Annotated in this window: 24 protein-coding genes and 1 pseudogene; 6 read left to right on the top strand and 19 right to left on the bottom strand. The window is 50.5% G+C overall.

The genetic code is table 11. The annotated features are described in order from the left end of the window. Positions 1-16: 16 nt before the first annotated feature. Complete coding sequence (locus tag G477_RS0103855; RefSeq protein WP_026696830.1) at positions 17-1447, bottom strand: hypothetical protein; 1431 nt, start codon at positions 1445-1447, stop codon at positions 17-19. Between the two features lie 250 nt (positions 1448-1697). Between G477_RS0103855 and G477_RS21355 the strand changes: the two genes are divergently transcribed. Both G477_RS21355 and G477_RS0103845 read left to right on the top strand, forming a co-directional pair. Then, a complete protein-coding gene (locus G477_RS21355; RefSeq protein ID WP_170203828.1) occupies positions 1698-1850 on the top strand; it encodes a hypothetical protein in 153 nt (50 codons plus the stop codon). Beyond that, positions 1847-3337, top strand: a complete 1491-nt coding sequence (locus tag G477_RS0103845) for a recombinase family protein (protein ID WP_026696829.1) — start codon at positions 1847-1849, stop codon at positions 3335-3337. The genes G477_RS21355 and G477_RS0103845 overlap by 4 nt, the downstream gene beginning before the upstream one ends. Before the next feature lie 5 nt (positions 3338-3342). Here the strand turns inward: G477_RS0103845 and rlmD are convergent, their stop codons facing one another. After that, positions 3343-4716 carry a 23S rRNA (uracil(1939)-C(5))-methyltransferase RlmD gene (rlmD, locus tag G477_RS0103840; RefSeq protein WP_026696828.1) on the bottom strand — a complete coding sequence of 458 codons (1374 nt, stop codon included), beginning with the start codon at positions 4714-4716 and terminating at the stop codon, positions 3343-3345. A 78-nt stretch (positions 4717-4794) separates the two neighbouring features. On the opposite strand from rlmD, the gene G477_RS18595 reads away from it, so the two are divergent. Then, on the top strand, positions 4795-5805 hold the full coding sequence (locus tag G477_RS18595) for an SEC-C domain-containing protein (RefSeq protein ID WP_035211138.1): 1011 nt from the start codon (positions 4795-4797) through the stop codon (positions 5803-5805). 431 nt (positions 5806-6236) lie between these two features. On the opposite strand, the gene deoC (G477_RS0103830) is transcribed toward G477_RS18595, so the two are convergent. The 15 genes and pseudogenes from deoC (G477_RS0103830) to G477_RS0103755 all read right to left on the bottom strand — a co-directional run bounded on the left by deoC (G477_RS0103830) (position 6237) and on the right by G477_RS0103755 (position 16783). Beyond that, the gene (gene deoC / locus G477_RS0103830; RefSeq protein WP_245575385.1) at positions 6237-7067 is read right to left on the bottom strand and encodes a deoxyribose-phosphate aldolase; all 831 of its coding nucleotides are present in this window, start codon (positions 7065-7067) and stop codon (positions 6237-6239) included. A gap of 1 nt (position 7068) precedes the next feature. Then, positions 7069-7338, bottom strand: coding sequence for a EutN/CcmL family microcompartment protein (locus tag G477_RS0103825; protein WP_026696826.1), 270 nt, complete (start codon positions 7336-7338; stop codon positions 7069-7071). After that, complete coding sequence (locus G477_RS0103820; protein WP_026696825.1) at positions 7335-7607, bottom strand: BMC domain-containing protein; 273 nt, start codon at positions 7605-7607, stop codon at positions 7335-7337. Before G477_RS0103820 ends, G477_RS0103825 begins: the two co-directional genes overlap by 4 nt. Position 7608: 1 nt before the next feature. Then, positions 7609-7890, bottom strand: a complete 282-nt coding sequence (locus G477_RS0103815) for a EutN/CcmL family microcompartment protein (RefSeq protein ID WP_026696824.1) — start codon at positions 7888-7890, stop codon at positions 7609-7611. Between the two features lie 7 nt (positions 7891-7897). Next, the gene (gene rpiB / locus G477_RS0103810) at positions 7898-8359 is read right to left on the bottom strand and encodes a ribose 5-phosphate isomerase B (protein WP_026696823.1); all 462 of its coding nucleotides are present in this window, start codon (positions 8357-8359) and stop codon (positions 7898-7900) included. Next, the gene (tpiA, locus tag G477_RS18590; RefSeq protein ID WP_051287645.1) at positions 8356-9153 is read right to left on the bottom strand and encodes a triose-phosphate isomerase; all 798 of its coding nucleotides are present in this window, start codon (positions 9151-9153) and stop codon (positions 8356-8358) included. Before tpiA ends, rpiB begins: the two co-directional genes overlap by 4 nt. A gap of 3 nt (positions 9154-9156) precedes the next feature. Next, positions 9157-9435 (bottom strand): BMC domain-containing protein, encoded by a 279-nt coding sequence (locus G477_RS0103800; RefSeq protein ID WP_026696822.1) that lies wholly within the window; start codon positions 9433-9435, stop codon positions 9157-9159. 91 nt (positions 9436-9526) lie between these two features. Further along, on the bottom strand, positions 9527-10942 hold the full coding sequence (locus tag G477_RS0103795) for an aldehyde dehydrogenase family protein (protein WP_026696821.1): 1416 nt from the start codon (positions 10940-10942) through the stop codon (positions 9527-9529). Then, on the bottom strand, positions 10939-11244 hold the full coding sequence (locus tag G477_RS0103790) for a EutN/CcmL family microcompartment protein (RefSeq protein WP_026696820.1): 306 nt from the start codon (positions 11242-11244) through the stop codon (positions 10939-10941). Before G477_RS0103790 ends, G477_RS0103795 begins: the two co-directional genes overlap by 4 nt. After that, positions 11238-11861 (bottom strand): hypothetical protein, encoded by a 624-nt coding sequence (locus tag G477_RS0103785; RefSeq protein ID WP_026696819.1) that lies wholly within the window; start codon positions 11859-11861, stop codon positions 11238-11240. Before G477_RS0103785 ends, G477_RS0103790 begins: the two co-directional genes overlap by 7 nt. A gap of 5 nt (positions 11862-11866) precedes the next feature. Next, positions 11867-12496 carry a phosphate propanoyltransferase gene (locus tag G477_RS0103780; protein ID WP_415783284.1) on the bottom strand — a complete coding sequence of 210 codons (630 nt, stop codon included), beginning with the start codon at positions 12494-12496 and terminating at the stop codon, positions 11867-11869. Positions 12497-12498: 2 nt separating this feature from the next. Continuing rightward, positions 12499-13461, bottom strand: a complete 963-nt coding sequence (locus tag G477_RS0103775) for a DNA-binding transcriptional repressor DeoR (protein ID WP_026696817.1) — start codon at positions 13459-13461, stop codon at positions 12499-12501. Positions 13462-13569: 108 nt separating this feature from the next. After that, entirely contained in the window at positions 13570-13767 is a 198-nt protein-coding gene (locus tag G477_RS0103770; RefSeq protein ID WP_026696816.1) for a helix-turn-helix domain-containing protein, read from the bottom strand. Between the two features lie 1039 nt (positions 13768-14806). Further along, a pseudogene (gene deoC, locus G477_RS18585) lies at positions 14807-15479 on the bottom strand (deoxyribose-phosphate aldolase). A gap of 65 nt (positions 15480-15544) precedes the next feature. Further along, positions 15545-16783 (bottom strand): NupC/NupG family nucleoside CNT transporter, encoded by a 1239-nt coding sequence (locus tag G477_RS0103755; protein ID WP_026696815.1) that lies wholly within the window; start codon positions 16781-16783, stop codon positions 15545-15547. A 267-nt stretch (positions 16784-17050) separates the two neighbouring features. Between G477_RS0103755 and G477_RS0103750 the strand changes: the two genes are divergently transcribed. Then, positions 17051-17410, top strand: coding sequence for a DUF5665 domain-containing protein (locus tag G477_RS0103750; RefSeq protein ID WP_026696814.1), 360 nt, complete (start codon positions 17051-17053; stop codon positions 17408-17410). Between the two features lie 27 nt (positions 17411-17437). After that, on the top strand, positions 17438-17890 hold the full coding sequence (locus G477_RS0103745; protein ID WP_026696813.1) for a DUF948 domain-containing protein: 453 nt from the start codon (positions 17438-17440) through the stop codon (positions 17888-17890). A gap of 182 nt (positions 17891-18072) precedes the next feature. Here the strand turns inward: G477_RS0103745 and G477_RS0103740 are convergent, their stop codons facing one another. After that, complete coding sequence (locus tag G477_RS0103740; RefSeq protein ID WP_026696812.1) at positions 18073-19011, bottom strand: diacylglycerol kinase; 939 nt, start codon at positions 19009-19011, stop codon at positions 18073-18075. A 594-nt stretch (positions 19012-19605) separates the two neighbouring features. Between G477_RS0103740 and G477_RS0103735 the strand changes: the two genes are divergently transcribed. Further along, a complete protein-coding gene (locus G477_RS0103735; RefSeq protein ID WP_026696811.1) occupies positions 19606-19794 on the top strand; it encodes a hypothetical protein in 189 nt (62 codons plus the stop codon). Between the two features lie 226 nt (positions 19795-20020). On the opposite strand, the gene G477_RS0103730 is transcribed toward G477_RS0103735, so the two are convergent. After that, complete coding sequence (locus G477_RS0103730) at positions 20021-20473, bottom strand: hypothetical protein (RefSeq protein ID WP_026696810.1); 453 nt, start codon at positions 20471-20473, stop codon at positions 20021-20023. Between the last annotated feature and the right edge of the window lie 3 nt (positions 20474-20476).

Here is a 20476-nt window from a genome sequence, read left to right as displayed (position 1 = left end):
GCACTAGAAGAGTATATTATAAGTTTGAAGCGGATGGCTTTCCATCAATTGCATCTATTATAAATACCTCTATGTACTTGTTTAATTTGTCACCTAGCTCCTTTGCAGCACTTCGTAAACCTTTAACTTTTTCAAACTCTTTCTCATCCTGAAGTATTACAACATAATAACCAATATTTATATCTTCAGTTTTTAGATATTGTGGAAGTTGCTCTAATAACCCTTGTTTAATTTTTGAGCTACTGGCTCTTTTCACCTCAATTAAAACTCTCCCACTATACCCATTTGAAAATTTGAAATCTACAGGACCTCTTCCCGAGTTTACCTCACGAGAAATGTCTATCTCGTTTGCTTTACAGTGCTCTTTCATTAAGCCGTGGAATAGTAATTGAGAAGCCTCTTCTTTTTTCGGCTTTTTTGGATGGTCATTCCAAAGAAGTTTGTAACCAGAATTATGAACAATAAAATTATCAAATTCCTCAATTAACATTTTTACAAAGTCGGCTAATTCTCTATCTTCTTTTACCTCAGGTAGTTTGATAGGGTTTTGTTTTGAATATTGTTTTGATTGCTCATACCATGTATAAATACCATTCGGGTCAGATGTCAAATTATAAGGTCTTGAACCCCTTCGCTCAACAAATTTAACATATTCCGCAAGCAAATCAGATCTTTCAGAAGCAATTTTAATAATATCTTCTTTTCTTAACTGATTTTTTAATTCGTAATTAAAGTCAGTTCTTAATATTTCATTCTCATTTGACCAAGCCCAATCTAAAAATCCATCTGCATTTATACTCGGCAGTTCTTTTAAAACATCTGAAGGAACAAGTAGTATGGGGTTATCATTAAAAGGATTAACAGGTAATTCAAATTTATTATCTTCCCACCTTAACAATTGAAAATTAAATGTTGAATGCTTAACTTTATATTCAGCTAAAGGTATATCGTGTCTCTTACAAACTTCCTTAGTGTACATTATTAACTCTTCTTTAATTATATTTCCACATATATCACTAATTCTATCTGCACCAATTCCTGTCTCTAATATACCTATTTCTTCAAAATGATTTAATTCCTCAATTCCTGCATGAATTGATTTAAAAATAGCATTAGCAATTGTTTTTGAGAACCCCATACCTGATCCTAATCCTTTAGTGCTTTTATTTGTATAGCCTAAACATATTTCATCTACTTCGGGAAACGTAAGCATAACTAATAGTTTTTTATATGATAAGTTACTAGGGTTCCCTTCACTTTTAGCTGCTAAAATAAATGCTTCATCAAAAAAATTTATTATCTTTTTATGAGAATTACTAAAAATTTTATTTTTTTTATTAAATAACAAAAATGGATCAATAAATAATTTTGTATCTAGATCTAAAATTGGATCAAACCAATCATCTTCAGAACATCTTTTAATTTGATGTATTTCAGAAAATAACATTCTAGTATCCTTCCTTAAATCAAATTTTATTTAAAGTTTCTAAACACACTTAAAAATTAATACATTTACACATATTATACATTAATATTTCTGAACTGTTGATTATATAGAAAACATGAAAGAGTTACATAAATATTTGTGCTTTTCATTCAACTATCTGTTTGATAATTACTTCACTAAAAAGTATTTTATTTTTTTTGCAACGATCTCTTCAGTCAAAGCGATTTCTATATCAGAAGGGGGAATTGCAATGAATATAAAAAGAATCTTTACAGAAAACCAGGATTTTAGAATGTTAATCATGAATCAACTTGAAAAAGAAATTGAACATATTGTTTCTGCCGCTTACAATGGTAGACAAGTAGATATAGTCGCCTCTAAAAATGGAGGTCGACAAAAATGAAAATTGCAGGATATATTAGAGTTTCAACTAGTAAAGATGGTCAAAAAGAGTCTCCCGAAAATCAAAAGCAAATGATTCTTGATTACATTAACGAAAATGATAGTGATCTCCACGATTTCTATACTGACCTTCAAACAGGTACTACAAACAACCGTGAAGGTTTAAAAAGGTTAATTCAAGATGCTGAGAGCAACAAGTTCGATGTGATTGTAGCAAAAGAATTAAGCAGATTAGGTCGAAATGTTGAATTACTCTATCAACTTAAACGTATAGCTGAAACCAGAGGGGTTCATCTGTTAACTTTAGATGGAAAAGTTGATACACAAGACTTTTCAAAACAAGCTATGTTCGGTTTATACGCATGGATTTATGAGAGTGAGAGCCAACGTATTAGTGACCGTATCAAATCTGTTTATCAGATGAAGTACAAAAGTGGAAAGTTTATGGGGAGTATACCACCATACGGATACATTCTTAAAGAAAGTAAATTAATAGTCAGAGACGAGATTACAAGTGGTGTAGTCACTGACATATTTACCAAGTACTTAGAAGGTTGGGGACACGATAAAATTGCTAGGTACCTTACTAACAAGGATATCCCAACCCCTGCTAGGGTTGTGGGAAAATCTAATGCAGGACTTTATTGGCAAGGTAGCTCCATTAAGAAGATTTTAAGTAATCCTCACTATGTAGGAGATCTTGTACAAGGAAGAGAAACCACAATGAATGTCACTAATAAAAAAAGAAAGGTAAGTCCTAAAAAAGATTGGATTACGATCCCTAATACTCATGAACCTTTAATTTCAAGGGAAACCTTTGAACAAGTTCAAAAATTACTTGAAGAAAAAGCTGCAAGAGGTCAGGGGGGAACAAGAAAGAAAGTACACCTTTTTACAAATTCCGCTTACTGTTCAAAATGTGGCAAAAGGATGTGGTATCGTGATAATCGCCAAGGGTATATCTGTGGTTCTTATGCCAAACACGGTAAAAAAGCTTGTACAAGCCATTCCATTAAGGAACAACAACTTATTGAGGCTATTCTTGATGACTTAAAACAAATGTCCAATAGCTTAGATCACCCCGACTTAGATAAGGAAATTGAGAAAAAGGTCAAGGCTATTGTCCAAAAGAATCAAACACAATTACTTTCAATTGATAAAAAAGTCCAAAAACAGATGGACTTAAAGCGAAATGCTTTAAAAAAGTTCATTGGTGAGGAAATTTCGAAACAAGATTATGACGATTTTGTGGATATAGTTCAAAACAACCTTCTTCAATTAGAGGTCGATAAAACAGAGATCCTAAAGGTAATGGCAGAAAATCAGTCTATAACTGAAATTTCCACCATCAAGAAACAGTTAAATGAATTCTTGAAATTTAATACTTTAACATCAGAAATGTTAATACGTTTTGTCCATAAAATTGAAGTGGCTGAAAATAAGTGTATTAAGATACACTACAAATTTGCACAGGTTGAGGGGCTTTAAACTCCTCAATCATTTTTTAAAACTATCTGTGAAACGCACTCCACATGCGTGGTCTGCGGGAACATGTCCACAGGCTGGGCTTCGTGGAGGCGGTAGCCGCCGTCGGTGAGGTGCTTCAAGTCGCGGGCCAGGGTGGCGGGGTTGCAGGAGACGTAGACGATTTTTTCCGGCTGCATCTGCAGCATCGCGTGCAGGAGGGCTTCGTCGCAGCCTTTCCGCGGCGGGTCGACGACGATGACATCGGCCTGCATGCCCTGCGCTTTCCACCATGGGATGACCGACTCTGCTTCGCCGACATAGAAGGAGGCATTGGTGATGTCGTTTAATTTGGCGTTTTTCTTCGCATCATCCACTGCCTCTGGCACGACCTCGACGCCGTATACGTGCTTCGCCTGTGCGGCGAGAAACAGGCTGATCGTGCCGATGCCGCAGTAGGCGTCGATGACCGTCTCGCTGCCTGTCAGTCCGGCATAGGCGAGCGCCTGCTTGTAAAGGACGTAGGTCTGCACCGGATTGACCTGATAGAACGATCTTGCGGAAATGGCGAAGCGGATGCCGTCAATCTCGTCGTAGATCGTGTCTTGGCCCCACACGGTGGTTGTCTTGTCCCCAAAGATGACGTTCGTCCGCTTCGGATTGACGTTCTGCATGATGGAGACCGTATTCGGCACGGCTTCGCGGATCGCATCGACGAGGTGCTTCTTGTTCGGGAGCTGGTCCTGCTTCGTGACCAGCACCACCATGACCTGGTCGGTCGTCTTCGAGTGACGGATGACGACGTGCCGCAGCGTACCGCGGTGCCGTTCGCTGTCGTAGGCGCGGATGCCGAGTTCCGCTGCTTTCGTCTTGACGACCTGCATGATCCGGTCCGCATCCGGGTGCTGGATCAGGCATTCCTCGGTATCCACGATCGTATTGCTCCGCTCGGCAAAAAAGCCGGTCACGAGCTGCTCGTCCCCCTGTCCGACAGGGATCTGGGATTTATTCCGGTACCGCCACGGGTCCTTCATGCCGAGTGTGTCGTGAATAGTCACGTTCTCCAGACCGCCGATCCGTTCAAAGGCATCGGCCACCTGTTTTTTCTTCGCGTCCAGCTGACCTTCGTAGCTCAAGTGCTGCAGCTGGCATCCCCCGCAGCGGTGATATACCGGACACGGCGGTTCGACGCGTTCCGGACTGGCCTGCTCCAGCTCCATCAATTTCCCGAAACCGAAGTTCTTTTTTGTATGGATGATTTTCACCTGACCGGTTTCTCCGGGCAGCGCCTGTTTCACGAAAACCGGATAGCCGTCGATTTTCGCTACGCCGGCACCGTCATGGGTCAAATCTTCAAACGTGACGTGCACGTGGTCGTTTTTCGTTACGGGTGGTTTGGACATGGCTGTATCTCCTCTTCGCTGTCATGATGCACTGATTGTATCACAAGGAGGAGGTTGAAAAAATGCGGCGGGCGCGATATGCTTGAAAAAGGTATGAAACTAATTGAGGTGAATGACGTGGGAGCATTGAAACGGAACGACCCCTGTCCATGCGGCAGCGGGAAAAAGTACAAGAAATGCTGTTTGAAAAAGCTCGATACCCGCTCGCGCTACAGCGACCAGGATATCCGCGATTTCAACGAGCTCCTTCCGAAGCTGTTTGATTTCAGCCGCAGCTATGATGAAGCAATCAAACCTTTCTATGAGGCGAAAACGGCGGTGATGGAAAATCTTCCAGTAGCGGATGCCCGGGCTTTCTCGCAGCTGCTCTTCCACTGGATGCTGTTCAACTGGCAGGTGGACGAGAAGCATACGATCCTCTCGACGTTCATCAAGGAGCACGAATCCAACTACTCGAACACGTTCGTGTCGTTCTTAAAAGACTGGAAATCCCTTGAACCACGCTTCTTCTATGTCAAACACGCCGACGACGAGTATATTGCCGTCGAAGACCTGTGGAACAAGAAGAGTTCGACCATTTTCAAAACGCCCGCAGCGGATAAGATCGAGACCGGGGACTATGTCATCGGCTACCTCTATCCGACACCGGACGGCCCGTCGCTCGGAAGCGATGCCCTGCAGCTGCCGGAGAAACTCGCCTTGTCCTTCTTTGACGAGATGAAGCGGATCGGAGCGGATAAACAGAAGCATTTCACGAAGCATTTCGATCAGCTTCTGCAACTGCTGGCATTCCAGGTGGAACATGGCATGAAGGAAGAGCAGGCCGAAACGACGGCCGAGATTATGAAAGAACTCTCCGTCGACAGTCGGCGGACTCGAATCGCCTGTGCCGTGGAACTGCGCCGGCTGCTGGCGGAAAAAGACCCGCGCATCACCAAGACGACCGCGTTTGCCGCAGGGCTGGATTACTGGGCCGGCAGAATGCTTTCGTGGGAGGAAGAACGCTCCCAGCGCGCGATCGCCAAGAAATACAGCGTCTCCACCAGTACGGTATCCACCAGATATCAGCAGCTGCTGCGGGATTCGTAAACGCCCTCCAATGCTTAAGGCATTGGAGGCTTTTTTGAAGTATAGGAATGTATTAGTTTCCATACAAGAAGCACTCCTTGAGAAACAATGGCGGCATGTCGATGGCTCCATCGTTCGGGGAAGCGTCGATTTAGGAAACCCCAGGCAGCCCAACCGTTGTCGCAAAGTGATTCACCATGTTCAGCAGGCAACCCGCGGACCACGCTGAACTGACCCGCTCTCCAAGGGGAAGCGACTCGTTTTTCACCGAACGACTCGGAACGCACACCGGCGAGGAGCTGCACGTCATGCACCAGCGGCTGACTTCCTGCCCGCTGTCTTTTCCAGAACGTAAGCAACAGCACGCAGCACCTTTTGCCGAGTGACATGCAGCACGCAGCCGCTGTCTGCCCGCTCGGATGTCCTTCTGAAAAAAAGAAAAAGGCAAGGGATCAATACCCCTCGCCCTGCTTTCCTTTTACAATTTCTTTTCCGGCGCTTGCGCCGATTCTCGTCGCTCCTGCCGCAATGACGGCACGTGCTGTGTCCAGATCGCGGACGCAGGCGGACGCTTTGACGCCGAGGTCCGGTCCAACGGTGTCCCGCATCAGCTTGATGTCCTCCGGCGTCGCGCACCCGGGCCCGAAGCCGGTTGACGTCTTCACGAAGTCGGCTCCTGCCATCTTGGCAAGCATACACGCTTTCTTCTTTTCTTCTTCTGTTAAAAAGCCGGTTTCAATGATTACTTTTGTCACGGCCTGCCCGTTTGCAGCCTGTATGACGCCTTCAATATCCCGCTTGACGAGATCATAATTTCCTGACTTCATGGCGCCGATGTTGATGACCATGTCTACCTCGTCTGCGCCTGCTGCAATCACATCCCGCGTCTCAGCCATTTTGGTGAACGTGGTTGTTGCACCGAGCGGAAACCCAATCACGGTCGTGACGCCGACGCTGCTGTCTTTCAAGCGGTCCACACAGAGCGGTACCCACGTCGGCTGCACGCAGACCGTCGCAAAACGATACTCCGCTGCGTCATCACAGAGCGTTTCAATCTGCTCCTGAGTGCTCTCCGGCTTTAAGAGCGTATGGTCAATCAACCGGGCAACCTCCGCTCCTGTCACAAGCTTCTGCTGGTAGCCTGGTGTGTACGTCTGCTTCGGTACGGATGCGGAAGGTGTTGAGGTTGACCCGCTCTCCTTCTGCTCTTCTGACCCGTCCAGCTGCTTCATCACCTGGTCGGTGATCTGCTGGACGAGGGCCTCCATGTCCTGCTGGCTCATGCTATCCCTCCCAAGTATCGACAATGCCGACGATCACGGCATCGATCGCTGCGTCTTTGTTTCCAAGAATCTGGCGGACCGATCCGCCTTCTTCCACGATCAGCACCGTGTCACCTGTGCCCGCTTGACTTCCGTCCGCTGCGATGAGGGTATCCCCGCCGAGGGAGGCGCCGTGCTGGTCGACAGGTTCTACGAGCATGAGCTTATAGCGCTGATGGCTTTCGGTTTTGATCGTGGAGACGATGTTGCCTTTTACCTTTGCGAGCTTCATGTGCCCGGCAGGATGCGTTCCACTTCCTGATGTGGACGCGGAATGACATGCACGGCGAGCAGCTCTCCGACACGCTGCGCAGCATCAGCACCTGCTTCAGTCGCTGCCTTGACAGCTCCGACATCGCCGCGAACGAGTACTGTGACAATCCCGCCGCCGACCTGCTGTTTGCCGACGAGCTCAACGTTGGCTGCTTTCATCATCGCGTCTGCTGCTTCCACGGACCCAATCATACCTTTTGTTTCTACCATACCCAGTGCGTTATTCATGTTATAACTCCTCCTCTGAAACGGAATAATGATCGATAATCCCCATGATGCCGGCGTCTGCTGCGACCATGTCTCGATGCAGCGGCATCCCTGCTTCGTTGCTCTTGGCGACGTATACGTAGTCACCGTATCCGGCCTGGCCGACGGTATCGACAGCGATCAGCGGCTTGCCTTTCAGCTCAAGCTGGTCGTTTACCGGCTGGATGACGAGCAGCTTCAGTCCATGAAGACTCTTATCTTTATGCGTGCTCACAACCGATCCGGTCACTTTCGCTGCGTACATGGGATCCCTACTTTCCCCGGCCCAGGAACCGGCTTTCGATTTCCATGATTTTCGTCACTCTGCGGTCGTGCCTGCCGCCGGAATACGGCGTGGACAGCCACGTCTCCACCATGCTGAGGGCCAGTCCGTCGCCGAGCTGCTGCCCGCCGATGGAGAGCATGTTGGCATTATTATGATCCCGGCTGTTGACGACTGATGTGATGTCCCAGCATACCGCGCAGCGGACACCGGGTACTTTGTTGGCGGTCATGCCGCTGCCGATGCCGGCCCCGTCGATCATAATGCCGACGTAGTCTTCATTAATAGCGACAGATTCCGCTACGAGAAAAGCAATGTCCGGATAGTCCACGGATTCGCCGTTGTGGCAGCCGTAGTCAATATAGTCAAAGCCGAGTTTACTTAATTGTTCTTTCACTTTTTCCTTGAGGGCGTAGCCGCCGTGGTCGGAACCGATTGCTACCTTCGTCACCTGCTCCCCCTCCTTCCTTGATCCATTTCACGAATAATGTCTGTGTAAGATGCAGCCTCCAGCCCGGCGCCGCCGATCAATGCGCCACTTACGTGCGGAATCGCGCTGATCGCTGCCGCTCCGTCCGGTTTGACGGATCCGCCATAGAGAATCGGAACATCCGGACGGATGGCATGAATGTGGGCATGGACGGCAGTAATAGCAGCTTCATCTGCTGTTCTGCCGGTGCCGATGGCCCAGACCGGTTCATACGCAATAATGAGGTTTCCGCCCGGTAGATGCATCGATTCATCCAGCTGTGCAGTAAGCATCTCCAGCGTGCCTCCGGCTTCGAAGACGTCTTCTGTCTCCCCAATACAATGAAACACGGTCAACCCTTCCTCCGAGGCCCGCGACGCTTTTTCGCGGATGGCCTCTGCCGTATCCCCTGCTGCCCGCCGTTCTGAATGGCCGAGCAGCACGCCTGCAGCTCCGGCTTCTTTCACCTGGGCGGCCGACAGCGAACCGGTGTAGGCACCTCCGGCCTGGTCGTGGATGTCCTGCGCCGCCAGCGAGATTGGCAGGCTGCGCCGGCTGATCCAGCGGTGCATGCGCTCCAGCAGCACCGCTGGAGGGGCAATCCACATCTCTGCTTCTGTTTTCGGCTTGCGGAAATCTTGTAAAAAAGCGTCGGCTTCGGTGCCGGTATGGTTCATCTTCCAGTTAGCCGCAGCAATGAGCCGTTCCGGTTCGTGACCCGCCATCAACTGCCGGCGGACGGCTGCTGCGACCGCTTCTCTTGTCAGCCGGCTCATCGGTTACGACTGTTTCGGCAGGATGGATTCTACTTCGCTGTTTGGACGCGGAATGACATGGACAGAGAGGAGTTCGCCGACACGCTGCGCTGCGTCTGCTCCCGCTTCCGTCGCTGCTTTCACTGCGCCTACATCGCCGCGGACGAGAACCGTAATGAGTCCGCCGCCGACAACTTCCTTGCCGATCAGTTCTACATTTGCTGCTTTCACCATTGCATCTGCCGCCTCAATGGATGCGACGAGTCCTTTTGTTTCAATCATACCGAGTGCTTCTTTAGCCATGGTAGTGCCTCCTTTGGTTGGTTGTGGTGCAGGTACATCCGCTTTCTTTGCTGGCTGCTTCTTTTCTTCCGACACAGGCTTTCACCTCACTTTATATGATGCGCAGGCCATCTACGAGGACGCAGCGGCGCTGGCGGGTGAACGTTCTTGCTGAGGTCAACCCTTCTCCCGTGGGACCGGCGATCGTCAACGTCGTAAACCCTTCGCTCTCATAGCCGAGTCCGGCGAGAGATGGTCCGTTCTTGACGAAGATCGTTGCCTCGATCTGCTGCGCCATTTTCGTCAGATTCTCCACGTGCTGAGAATGCATGACAGCTGTATGGCGGTTGCCTTTTTCTGCCTTCACGGCTTCGGCAATCGCTTCATCGACATCTTTCACGCGGACGAGCGGCAGAATCGGCATCAGCATTTCGGTCGTCACGAGGGCATGGTCTGCCTTCGTCTCTGTGATGAGCAGCTTGACTCCCTCTTTCCCTTTAATGCCGGACGCTTCAAGCAGCGCTGCCGCGGACTTGCCAACAAGATCTTTATTTGGATACGTCTTCCCGTCTTTCGATACGAATACCGTCTGCATCACTTTCTGCAGCTCCTGGCCTTTCAGTTCATAGGCCCCTTCCTGCACAAGCAGTCGTTTCAGCGGGTCGGCAATGCTGGAAACAGCGAACAATTCTTTCTCTGCGGTGCAGAGAACGTTATTGTCAAAGCTTGCTCCGAGAACGATGTCCCGTGCTGCTTTCTCCAGTTTGGCTGTTTCATCGACAACGACAGGGGGATTACCAGGCCCTGCGGCGATGACTTTTTTTCCGGTGGACATGGCTGCTTTCACCACCGCTCCGCCGCCGGTGACGACGAGCGCTCGAACACCGGCATGATTCATGAGCTCCCCGCTTGTATCAATCGTCGGCTCTGCGACTGCGGTCAGCGCATTGCGCGGGCCGCCAGCCTGCACGATCGCCTCATTCAACAGTACCATCGCTTCCAGCGATACCCGCTTCGCACTGGGATGAGGATTGAAAACAGCCGTGTTACCAGCTGCGATCAAAGAAATACTGTTGTTAATAATGGTGGCTCCTGGGTTGGTCGTCGGGGTGATTGCCCCTACCACACCAAGCGGGGCCTGTTCCACGAGGGTGAGCCCATCGTCGCCTGTATACGTCTGGCTATGCAGATCTTCCACCCCTGGTGTCTTGGCTGCAGCAAGCTGATTCTTGGCTGTTTTGCTTGCTATGTCACCGAGTCCGGTTTCTTCGACCGCGGTTTCAGCCAAACCTGCTGCATGCCGGTGGGCGGCCTCCCGCATCGCTTCTATCATCTTCTTTCGAACGGTAAGACTCGTCTCCCGCATGGCCCGTTCAGCTTCTGCTGCCGCCTGGACAGCTTCATCGACGGTTGCAAATACGCCGTGTCCCTGCACGGAAAATGATGACGCAGGGGCAGCCGACGGTTCTTTCATCTGCTCCACGACCCGCTTGACGAGTGTCTGAACTTGTTCTTCTGACAGCTTCATCCGCCTCCTCCTTCCGAAGTAAAGGTTCTTTCCCCATCCATATCAATGTGGTCAATGATGGCAACAATCGCTGAATCGACCGGCGTGTCTTTCGTGATGTTCGTCTGCCTGGCGGAACTTCCTCCGACGACCATGACGACTTCTCCGGTTCCGGAGCCGATCGAGTCGATGCTGACGAGCGGCTTCCCGTCCGGCTCCAGCGTTTTCATGTCCAGCGGCTGCACGACGAGCATTTTTCTTCCCTGCAGTCGTTCATCTTTGGACGTTGCTACGATACTGCCTGTAATTCGGCCTATTACCATACATGATCCCTGCTTTCTTTTTCGAACTCCAGCCTGACATCCAGCTGACGCGCTGCATCACGTGCCATCGGCGAAACAATCGTCTCCGGCGGAAGTGTCATGGCACTGCCGGCGGCTGCCTGAATATCTTCTTCCCGGAGCAGCGGCTTTTTCGGGTTGGCTGACAGCCGTTGGAGTGTCTGCACGGCGGTGGATGCCGTCGTTACCGTCACATCCACGTGCCGGAGCTGCCGGATCAGTTCCGCCGTCCGTCTGCGGATGCCTGCTCCCGCCTGCCAGTCCGGCATGGACAGCCACGTTTGATTCAGGACGACGGGTCTGCCTTCCCAAATACGCTCCAGGCAGGCAGCTGTCCAGGCGTCACTGTCGTCTAACTGGTGAAGGGCGGCTACCGTTTTCCATGACGGTGCAGCCAGGTAAACGACCGGCAGCGTCTTCAACAGATCCGGGGAAGCCATCGTCTGCGCCTGCAGCGACGTCCGGATATGAGCCATGTGATTGGAGAAGGCAGGGCCATCCCGCGGCGTCTGCTCTACCCAGATGCCAGTCTGGACTGGGGACTCCTTCAGCAGTGCTTCCAGTTCCCTCCGGACAAGTCCGGCAATTTTCTCTCTCATGAGCGCTATCCTCCTCCCTTCCGAAGGAGACCGGTTGTCCCGGCCTTCACCCAGCCGGCGTTCGCTTCGTCGGTATCGATGTGCATATCAAGGCGGAAGTCTTCCGATACCCGGATGACGGTGTCGTCCAGGACGACCGGACGCTCCGTCTGCAGGGCGATCTGGACGCTGTCTCCATGATTCACCTGAAAACGGGCCGCGTCATTCGGGTGCATATGGATGTGCCTTGCTGCGACGATCACTCCCTCTGACAGTTCCACCATCCCTTTGGGACCCTGAAGACGCAGTCCGGGGGTACCTTCTGTATTACCGGAAAGCCGCAGCGGAGCATCGACGCCGAGCTTTCTGGCATCCGTGCGGCTGATCTCCACCTGCGTGCTGCCTCGGACGGGACCGAGAATGCGCACCCGGTCAATCGATCCGCGTGGTCCTTTCAGCGTCACCGTTTCTTCAGCTGCAAACTGTCCAGGCTGTGACAACGGTTTCATTTCTGTCAATGAAGCGCCTCTGCCGAACAACCTCTCTACATGCACGGCGGATAAATGGATATGCCGGTTGGAGACACTGACCGGGATGGTATCCTGATCCTCGCGCAGGGATTGACGTACATAAGATTCAATCAAATGACGGTCCACCATCAGGCACTCTCTCCCTTCTCTTCTTTGTCCAGCAGCGCCTGCGCTGTCTGCTGGTCGGTGATCAATACATTCGCATACCCACCGTTTAAAGCACCGAAGATCGCATCGGCTTTCTGCAGCCCGCCGGCAACCAGAATGGCATACTCTTTCATGCGCAGGTCTTCCAGCTCGATCCCGATCGTCCGGTTGTTGATATCGTCATCACAGATATTGCCGTGGATATCAATCATCCGGGAACAGATATCCCCGACCGATCCGCGCTCCTTGAGCAGCTCCACGTCTTCGTTCGTCAAGTAATCCGCCTTCACAAGAGAAGACTGCTCGTGGCGGTTGCCTGCAGTAAACACCGCGATGTTCGCTTTCTTGCCGAGTTCGAGCACCTGGCGGATATGACGGTCCGAGACAATAGCCTGTTTCACGACGAGGTGGTCCACAACCGCAGGCAGCGGCAGGAAATGCGGCGACGTGTGGAAGGCTCGTCCGAGGTAGTTCAGAATCTCGGCTGCGTATGTATTCGTCTCCGAATAACTGACGCCTCCATTGAGCTGCGTGATCTGCACGCCATGGACATTTTTTTCCGCGACCTGTCGTGCTGTTTCAAATACCGTGGTCCCCCACGTGGTGCCGATGATGTCGCCATTGGTGACGATTTCGTGCAGGTAGCCTGCCGCTCGTCTGCCGAGGGCTTCTTTTCGGACCAGTTCATCATCTACCGGTGAATCGGTGATCAGGCAGGCTTTCAGTTGAAAGCGGCGCTGCATCTCCTCTTCCAGCTGCTGGACGTCCTGGGACGGATCGACGATGCGGATCTGGACAATGCCGCGGTCTTTTGCTTCCTGCAGAAGGCGGGACACGGATGGACGTGAAATACCCAGCTCCCGGGCGATCGCCTGCTGACTGTAGTCCAGCTGGTAGTACATTTTGGCGGCGTGAACAACCCGGGCCAGTTTCTCATCTGTCATCAAATACCTCCCTTCTGCATACTGAACTAATGACTAAATTATACTGAACATTATTTCACACTATTGCGAAAAAAACAACTGTTTCTGCGATTTACAGAAACAGTTTTCTCAAATAGCCGTATCTCCGATCGTAAAAGTCATCCGCAGCCCTGATGACAGCTGCTCGACCACTTCCAGCGGCACACCGGGAACTCCGGCTTCGATCAATAGAATTTCCCCTTCTGACAACCCTGTCTTCGCGGATACGTCTCCGGTCGTCCATCCGCGCTCTCGTCTCATCCGTTCCAGCTGTTCACTAATAGACACAGCTACACCTCCTCATTTGTAAGCGGTTGCAGAAAGTATACCGCGTGGAATAACAAAATGCAACCGGGTAACAAGAAGAGAAGAAGAACGGAAGACCTCCCTTTTTCCCGACCGCAGCTATCCTAATAGAAAACGTCGATGCCGTCCGCGGCCGAAGCGAACGAGAATATGCAGGGAAACAAGGGGGATGCGCCTGCCGCACCATAAGGGATGGCAGGCGGAAGGGGTCGTACTGCAGGTGCCTTGAGGGAGAACCGTTTCGTTTTTCTCCGCAGCGCGCGAGCCCAGGTCTTCCGGCTATGACATCTTTCATAACGAAGGAACAAAAGCGCGGAGCGCATTTTGGTCGGAACGGCGTGCAGTGTCGCTGCAGGCTTTTCAGGGAAGAACAGGTTCTTCGTTCTTCCCGCGCAGCGTAAGATGCCGCCGTATCTCTGTATGAAAACTTATACATTCCTATAAATCAAAAAAAGACAGCGCCCTGGGACACGCTGTCTGAACAAACTATTTCTCGGTCCCGTCCATCCGGAGGCCCGATTTCCCCAGAAAATAGAGAACTCCCGCGGATGCAGCCGCACCAGCGGCAATAAAGAGTAGATTCATCGCTGTCCCTCCTTTTTTTGCATCGTATCACAAATGGAATGATGAACCAATCAACACCCTGACGCGATTGTGCTTGATTTATTCGGCTCTCATTCAGATGTTGGGGTGAATCGCTTGAAGCATGCTCCGATATGTCTCCCATGGCATGTGTGATTTTCTCTCAGCAGAACAAATACAAAAACGAAACCTTTTCAGGAGTGAAGGCGGCGACGCCAGCGGGATGAAGCGCCGTCCTCCACTATTCTTCGCAACGCGAAGAATAGTGGAGGACAAGCCGCTTGGCAAGCGTCCGCCGGAAACGAATGAAAAACGTCACAGCAATGAATCTTCTCCCCAACATTTCTTTTAGAGCCATTTATTCCGGCTGCCTCACCGACAGAGATGCAAAAACAAGCACGTCATCAGCTGACGTGCTTGTTTGGCAGAGCAGTTATTTTTAGTAATCCGACGTGACGGTCTCACCCTGGACGATCTGGATGCCGGCACTCGCACCGATTCGTGTAGCACCTGCTTCGATCATCGCTTCCGCATCCGCAGTGGACTTCACTCCGCCGGATGCTTTCACGCCAGCCTCGCTGCCGACGGCTCGGCGCATCAAAGCAACATCTTCTACGGTCGCGGCTCCGAACGAAAAGCCAGTGGACGTCTTCACAAAATCGAGCCCTGCTTCCAGCGCAAGGTCGCAGGCGCGTCTTTTTTTCTTCATCGGTGAGCAGGCATGTTTCCAGAATAACCTTTGTGAGCGCTTTTCCTTCTGCAGCCGCCTGCACAGCCTTCATGTCTTCCAGTACGGCTGCTTCCTCTCCGGATTTGAGCTGACCGACTGCAATGACCATGTCGATCTCGTCGGCGCCATCGGCAATTGCCTGTTTCGTTTCAAACGCCTTCACTTCTGGCGCAGCAGCTCCCAGCGGAAACCCGACGACCGTACATACTTTGACGTCTGTTTCCTGCAGCGCTGCGGCTGCTGTTTTTACCCAGACAGGGTTGATGCAGACAGAGGCGAAGCTGTATGCTGCGGCTTCCTCACACAATTCCAGCACCTGTTCCTTCGTTGTTTCGGCTTTCAATAGTGTATGGTCAATCATGGATGCAATCTGATTCGTCATATACATTCTCCTCTATATTATATTGTTGTCTCTCAACAACGTTTCCATCGTACGGTTCTCCGGTGTTAAAAAAACATGCCGGCAATGGACGCGTTTAACAGGGATGCCAGGGTACCGGCAGCGATGGCCTTAATACCCAGCTGAGCAATATCACTCCGGCGCTCCGGTGCGAGTTTACCAAGTCCGCCAAGCAGGATACCAAGGGACGCAAAGTTCGCAAACCCACAAAGGGCGAAGCTGACGATCAGTGCTGTTTTCGGGTCGAACGTGTCGATTTCAGGAGCAAAGTTCGCATACGCAACAAACTCGTTCAGGACGAGCTTCTGTCCAATGAACGTTCCTGCCTGAAGCGCTTCGGCCCATGGAACACCGATAGCAAAGGCGATTGGAGCAAAGATGAACCCGAGAATGTTTTCCATCGTCAAGCCGCTCAGGTCGGTCCCAAAGAGCATATTATACCCCGTCTGCAGCGTTCCGAGACCAAGGTTCACCAAGGCGATTAATGCGATGAATGCAATCAGCATCGCTGCGATATTCAATGCGAGCTGCAGACCGGTGCTGGCACCGAACGCTGCGGCATCAATCACGTTCGTGGATTCTTTATCCTCTTCCATTTCCACGTTTTTGTTCTCAAATGCCGTTTCCGGATCGGTTTCCGGCATGATTATTTTGGCCATAACAAGCGCAGAAGGGGCAGCCATAAAGCTTGCCGCGAGCAGGTACTCCAGAGGTACACCGAGTTGGGAGTACCCAATCAGGACAGACCCGGCAACAGAAGCGAGGCCTCCTGTCATGACAGCAAACAGTTCCGAACGTGTCATGGTCGGCAGGAACGGACGAACCACCAGCGGCGCTTCTGTCTGACCGACGAAAATGTTAGCAGCAGCGGAGAGGGATTCCGGACGGCTTGTTCCGAGCGCCCACGCCAGCGCACCGCCAAGAATCTTAATGATGAACTGCATGATACCGAGGTAATACAAAATAGAAATGAGCGCGGAGAAGAAAATAATAATCGGCAGCACTTCAAAAGCGAAAATCTGGCCGACGTTTTCTGCTTCAAAAATTCCACCGAACACAAAATCGATTCCTTCTCCCGTCACACCGATGATGGCGTTGACAATTTCCGTAAACTGCAGCAGCAGGAAAGAACCGGTGTCGGTATACAACACGACAAAGGCAAAGAAAATCTGGATGGACAGTCCGACAAGAATGGTCCGTGGATTGATCGCTTTCTTGTTAGAAGAAAGGAGAAAGGCAATCAACAGAATCGTCAAAATCCCGCCGAGACCCCAAAGAATGTTCATGACGTTTCCCTCCATAAGATGATAAGTACAAGCAACTAAAATAACTATAACAGAAGGTATAAACATATGTAAACGTTATAATGATCAAAATTTCATGAAAAACCTTGTAATGAAGCGCTTCCAATAAGGCGGATGCAACGCCTATTGTTGTTTGTATCTTTTTTCTGTTTTTTTATTCTTTGTAACAGCTGTCGATAACGGGCTTTGGTTTACAGGAATAGGCAGAGGGGTACATAGTAACTAGAATAGATAAAAAGGAGGAGGAGTATGCCTTTATCAGAGGATCAGCAGAAGCGGAAAGTCCAGTCCCAGCGGCGGCGTGATGAAGAGCTGGAAAAAAGGGAAGAGGAAAACAAGCGCTTTGACCAGCTGCTCGACAAGCTCGAAGATATCACAACGAACGGCCGGCTGCAGGATATGGCGTATCATTTCACGAACACTAAGCAGGTCATCAAGACAAATCTGATCGCAGGCGCAGCAAGGGGTGTCGGCCTGACGCTCGGAACAGCGATCGTGCTTGCCATCGTATTCACGGTGCTGAATGTCCTCGTCGATGCGCCGATGGTTGGAGAATATATCGGTGGACTACTTGATAATATTGATGATTACCGGGATAATGGAGAGTAACAAATATATTGAAAAGAGGTGCTACATATGGATTGGTTAGGTATCGGAGTCCTAGTATTTGCCATCGCAATTTTCATCGGGGTGCTTTTCTTAAAACCTGTACTGGACAAGCTGGCAGCAACACTCGATAACACAGCGGAGACGGTCTCTACAGTAAACAAGAGTCTCGGAGACATCACGAGTGAGACTTCCTTGATTCTTTACAACACGAATGAAACGCTGGTAGACGTGAATGACAAGATTGCAAAGCTCAATCCTCTGTTCAGTATCATTCATGATACCGGGGAGGCCGCTCATCATCTGACAGCGACGATGGCAAGCTACACGTCGGTGAAGCACGACCGTGCCGAAGCAGGGATCAATTACATTAATGCGAAAGACCTGGAAGGGATCATGCGCGGCGCTGCCTTCGTCTACTACCTGCGCCAGGTAAAAAAGCAGTCTGATCAGATTGCCACCCAGAATATCGAAGAAGCATAATGCACAGCCGCTCACGTGAAGAGAACCCCCGCCGGAATACGGCGGGGGTTCTTGTATGGAGAACAGAAGAAGAATGAGCGGAATCCGTATGAACAGGACTGTGAACACTCTCCCTCCCCTGCTGCTTCCCGATGGCAGGAGGAACACGATCGCATGTCCACGTCTGCCGCCTTCTTATATGCTTATTCTTCGATCCGTTTTTCTTCCTCTTGATCCGCCAGCAGTATGCGGTGCTGCTGATCCGGTACCATCATGTCGATATGATGGTGCAGGTTGATGAAAGAATTCTGCAGGGTGCCTCCGTGCTCCCCATCCAGGTTCAATTGCAGATCATCCTCTGCTTCGATGCAGATTTCGGAAGCCTGAATATACATGACTCGATCATCCTTCAAATGCTCTCCCCGCATAGCCGCTCCGGTCAGCCGGACGACATCAGCCAGGTTGGTTTTCTTTACGATTATGACATCGAACTTTCCGTCATCCAGGTAGGCGGACGGTGCCAGTTTTTCAAAGCCGCCGACGGAGTTCGTATTACAGACGAGAAACAGCATGATTTCTTCTTCTACCGTGTTCCCATCATATTCAATAGTCACTTTCGTCGGTTTGATCCGGGGCAGCTTCTCAAAGCCTTTGACGTAGTACGCCATCTGTCCCATCATCGTTTTCAGCTTGCTCGGCACTTCATACGTCAGTTCCGTCAGCGTCCCCGCTCCGGCAATGTTAACAAAGTAGCGCTCTCCGATCTGACCGACGTCGATCGCACGCCGTTTGCCGCTAACCAGGGTGTCACATGCTTCTTCTATGTTTCTCGGGAGATGGAGCGCTCTGGCAAAATCGTTTGTCGTTCCACCCGGCAGGAGCCCGAGCAGCGGACGGTTGTCCATAGATGCAATACCGTTGACCACCTCATGAATCGTCCCGTCCCCACCAGCAGCGACAACGAGGTCAAATGCCTGCTCTGCTGCGTGCACAGCGGCTCTGCCTGCGCAGCCTTCTCCAGTAGTGGCATGGGCTGACGTTTCATAACCGGCCTTTTCGAGCGTTTCTAATATGTATGGCAGGTGTTTTTTTACATGCTCTCTGCCTGATGTTGGATTGTAGATGATGCGCGCCTTCTTCATACGTAGTCCCCCATAAGATTCCAGTATTCATCTTCTTTACCTTACTTTAATAGGAAAAAAAGCGCAAATAAAAAGCGGTTCTCCATCCGAATACCGGCAGAGAACCGCTCAGGTTATCGTATCGTCATCGCTCAAGTGCTGCACTCCCTCCTTTGCTTCATGATGGGCAGATACGTCATCGCAGCACTCCTTTCGTTGATTGATGGGTTCATCGTATCTAACTATTTGAATAGTGTAAAAGTTAAGAATATTCAATTATAAGAGATTACCTCTGCCATCCTCCTTCATCCGCTTACTTTCAGCAGCAGACGCCTGTTTTTGATTTTGTGGTCTCGTCCTCATCGAAGTTCTCTTCTTCCAGGAGGGGATGTTTCTCCGGAGCCTGCTGTTTCTGGACGGGACTCCGGATCAACGAAGATGGCGGTAAGCTGTCCCCTGCCATCCAGCATTGCGCCGTTTTGTCCGGAATAGCCCCAGCTATCGAACGTGTATTCCGAAACTTTCGATGTGATTTCAGGAACCTGCGTGACACCGCTGACAAAAAATACAGGCAATTGCTACAATAAAGGTAATATATGTGAAGGGGGGCTTACATTGGATCAACGGTGGAACAGATGGATGGTGGTGGCGTTGTTGACGATGCTCGTTGTTGTCACAGCGTTAATTGGACTAAATGAATCAAGTATTCAGCAGGCGCAGGAACTCTGCCTGCAGAACGGCGGAATGCCGCAAGTCTCCAGAGACATTCTTACAGTAAACTGGTCATTCTCATGCACGACGTGATGCCTTACATACAGAACAAGCTCATCAGGCGCCGATGGCCGGAACGGTACAGCAGACGCGGAGAAACAGCAAAGCACGGTGCATGACAAGCAGTGTTCATCACGAAGGGCGTCTCCCACCATGATGGGAGACGCCCTTATAGCAGTATCGGTTTAACAGCCGTACGGAGATCGTCTCTCCGTACGGCTGTTTTTGTCTGAAGCTGTCAGATTGGCCAGCAGTCTCTTTAGTGGTCAGAGACCGGCGCTCCCGATATCTGAACGCGCGGTTCTTTGTACTTCCGGACCGAATGGACGAGCATCGCATAAAGGGCACGGCCGCTTCCAAAGAGCGCCAATGTCAGCACCGTAAGTCCGAGGCCGCTGAACTGAATACCGGACCAGATGGAGCTCCAGTACACCATATAGCCGGCAAAGAAGAGCGTCTGAATCAACGTGACGGTATACGGAAAGATCATTCTCTTCGTCCGCCGCTGGACGCGGATCAGCTTCAGCCAGTCGATGATCTGAACCGGAATCAACCAGAGCAGCACCCCTGCCGAGAAAAGCAGCAGCGTGCTCCAGGAGGCGATCACGACTTCTCCTTGAAGCACCATCGACGAGAGTATAGTCAGACCAGCAATACCGGCTGTCAGCAGCGTGCAGGCCGCTACGAGCCGGGTCAATATCTGTGTCATCATGAA

This window comes from Alkalicoccus chagannorensis DSM 18086 (assembly GCF_000429725.1).
Taxonomy (GTDB): Bacteria; Bacillota; Bacilli; order Bacillales; family Salisediminibacteriaceae; genus Alkalicoccus; species Alkalicoccus chagannorensis.
This window is presented reverse-complemented; position numbering and strand designations above follow the sequence as displayed.